We start from the raw sequence: 1996 nt of genomic DNA, 5'->3' as shown, positions 1-1996 counted from the left end.
TCCACGCTGCCGGGGAGTGTCCGTGGCCGGGGTCGCCGATGTGGTTGCTCATCTGTCTCCTTCGCGTACGCAGGCGGCAGGGCGGCCGCATGCCTTCCTCAGTCTAGCGGGGTCAGGCTGTCGGGTCGGAGCCGCGCGACAGGTCGTCCCATGAGTCGATGGCGTCGTGCGGTCGCGACGAGGCGGGGCCGGCGGCGGCCGTGGCGTCGGTGCGATAGCGGCGGCCGGCGCCCTTCCAGCGGTGGGCCGAGACGAGGGTCCAGACGCCCCCGAGCACGAGCAGCACGGCCGCGACCACCGTCACCCACGGCCACGGTGTCACGGTGATGGCGGCCACGAGGGCGGCGACCGCCTCGGTGCCGCTCAGCCCTGTCGTCTCGGTCACGGTGGATGCCACGGCCGTCACGGGCGGGTCGACGGCCACCGGCCAGGTGAGGGTCAGCAGCAGGCCGCCGACGGCGACGGCGATTGCGCCGAAGACGTACCGCAACACGCGACCGACGATTGAGAGCGCCAGCCCGAGCGCGAGCGCCGCCAGTCCCAGGGGCGCCAGCACCGGCAGGGCTGCGGTACCCGGGACGGCCAGGACGTGCGCCGCGCCGTCGCTGAGGGTGACGTCGAGCCAGGTCTGGGTCGAGGAGATGACGGCGGTGCCGCCGGCGATGATGAACGTCAGCACCGCCAGCAGGCGTGCGCGGCGGGTCATGGCGTCGCCGTCACGGGGTGCAGGTCGTCGGCGTCGAAGCACGTACGGGTGCCGGTGTGGCAGGCGGCCCCCACCTGCTCGACGGAGATGAGCACGGCGTCGCCGTCGCAGTCCAGGCGCGCGCCGCGCACGAGCTGGATGTGCCCGGACGTGTCGCCCTTGCGCCAGTACTCGCCCCGCGAGCGCGACCAGAACGTCACCCGGCCGGTGGTGAGGGTGCGGCGGAGGGCTTCGGCATCCATCCACGCCAGCATGAGCACCTCGCGGGTGTCCCATTGCTGGATGACGGCGGCGACCAGCCCGTCGTCATCGAACCTCACCCGCGCGATGCGCTCGTCCACGGTGTCGGTCATGACACGGCCTCTCTGGCGCGCACGAGGATTCCGTCGGCTGCCAGCGCGTCCTTGACGTCGCCGACGGTGAGCTGGCCGGTGTGGAAGACCGAGGCCGCCAGCACCGCGTCGGCACCGGCGTGCACGGCGGGGGCGAAGTGGGCGGCGGCGCCCGCTCCCCCCGAGGCGATGACCGGCACGCTGGAGACTTCGCGCATGAGACGGACGAGTTCGAGGTCGAAACCCTCCTTGGTGCCGTCGGCGTCGATGGAGTTCACCAGCAGCTCGCCGGCACCCCGTTCGATCGCCTCGCGCGCCCAGCCGAGGGCGTCGAGCTCGGTCTCGGTGCGCCCGCCGTGGGTGGTGACGACGAAACCCGACGGCGTTGCGGCCGACCGCTTGACGTCGAGCGAGAGAACGAGCACCTGGGCACCGAAGCGGTCGGCGATCTCGTCGATGAGCGCGGGGCGCGCGATCGCGGCGGAGTTCACGCCGATCTTGTCGGCGCCGACGCCGAGCAGGCGCGCCACGTCGTCGGACGAGCGCACGCCCCCGCCCACCGTCAGCGGGATGAAGACCTCCTCGGCCGTGCGGCGCACGACGTCATACGTCGTCGCGCGCTCGTCGACCGTGGCGGTGACATCGAGAAAGGTGATCTCGTCGGCGCCCTGCCCGTAGTACAGCCGTGCGAGCTCGACCGGGTCGCCCATGTCGCGCAGGTTGGCGAAGTTGACGCCTTTGACCACCCGGCCGGCGGCGACGTCGAGGCACGGGATGACGCGGCACGCCAAAGCCATCAGAGCCTCGCGTTGTGGATGGCGGTCACCAGGATCGCGCGCGCGCCGATGGCGTACAGCGCATCCATGATCTGGTTCACGCGGCGGCGCTCGACCATGACGCGCACCGCGACCCACGACGGGTCGCGCAGCGGCGAGATGGTGGGCGATTCGATGCCGCC

General features: G+C 72.2%; 4 protein-coding genes. All 4 read right to left on the bottom strand.

Going from position 1 to position 1996, the window contains the following annotated elements:
* Window positions 1-112: 112 nt before the first annotated feature.
* Window positions 113-706: a Trp biosynthesis-associated membrane protein gene (locus NQ160_RS22980; RefSeq protein ID WP_257517332.1), complete on the bottom strand. Its 594-nt coding sequence runs from the start codon at window positions 704-706 to the stop codon at window positions 113-115.
* Window positions 703-1059 carry a phosphoribosyl-AMP cyclohydrolase gene (hisI, locus tag NQ160_RS22975; protein ID WP_257517331.1) on the bottom strand — a complete coding sequence of 119 codons (357 nt, stop codon included), beginning with the start codon at window positions 1057-1059 and terminating at the stop codon, window positions 703-705. Before hisI ends, NQ160_RS22980 begins: the two co-directional genes overlap by 4 nt.
* Window positions 1056-1835 (bottom strand): imidazole glycerol phosphate synthase subunit HisF, encoded by a 780-nt coding sequence (hisF, locus tag NQ160_RS22970; RefSeq protein ID WP_257517330.1) that lies wholly within the window; start codon window positions 1833-1835, stop codon window positions 1056-1058. The genes hisI and hisF overlap by 4 nt, the downstream gene beginning before the upstream one ends.
* Window positions 1835-1996: ATP phosphoribosyltransferase (gene hisG, locus NQ160_RS22965; RefSeq protein ID WP_374113709.1), on the bottom strand; the 162-nt coding region annotated here is incomplete at its 5' end. The genes hisG and hisF, both read right to left, overlap by 1 nt.

Source organism: Microbacterium sp. zg.Y909 (assembly GCF_024626565.1).
This window is presented reverse-complemented; position numbering and strand designations above follow the sequence as displayed.

Excerpts from the sequence above, each read along its gene's own strand:
- NQ160_RS22980 (WP_257517332.1), bottom strand. The coding sequence starts at position 706 with ATGACCCGCCGCGCACGCCTGCTGGCGGTGCTGACGTTCATCATCGCC.
- hisF (WP_257517330.1), bottom strand. The coding sequence starts at position 1,835 with ATGGCTTTGGCGTGCCGCGTCATCCCGTGCCTCGACGTCGCCGCCGGC.
- hisI (WP_257517331.1), bottom strand. The coding sequence starts at position 1,059 with ATGACCGACACCGTGGACGAGCGCATCGCGCGGGTGAGGTTCGATGAC.